We start from the raw sequence: 303 nt of genomic DNA on the forward strand, positions 1-303 counted from the left end.
CCTCGCGGGCGTCGGGGTTGCGGTAGGGGTCGAGGTCGGAGGAGTTCTCCGGCCACAGGACGAAGTCGGGCCGCGGCAGGTCGCCCGCGGCGACGGCGGCGGCGAGCTCCTCGGTCCGGGCCACGTGGTTGTCGAGCACCGCCCGGCGCTGGGCGTTGAAGTCCAGCCCCATGCGCGGCACGTTGCCCTGGACGGCGGCCACGGTCGCTGTGCCGTCCTGGGGCGCGGTGGACACGAGGGGGCGGGCGGCGAGGGCGCCCAGCACGGGGGTGAGCACGCACAGCGCGGCGACGGCGACGGGGC

The 303-nt window shown here is 77.6% G+C and carries 1 pseudogene; it reads right to left on the reverse strand.

Annotation, left to right across the window (positions count from 1 at the left end):
* Window positions 1–303 (reverse strand): annotated as a pseudogene (locus I3F58_RS29230) (apolipoprotein N-acyltransferase); the annotation flags it as partial.

The sequence above is a fragment of the Streptomyces sp. MUM 203J genome, from assembly GCF_022414595.1.
GTDB lineage: Bacteria > Actinomycetota > Actinomycetes > Streptomycetales > Streptomycetaceae > Streptomyces.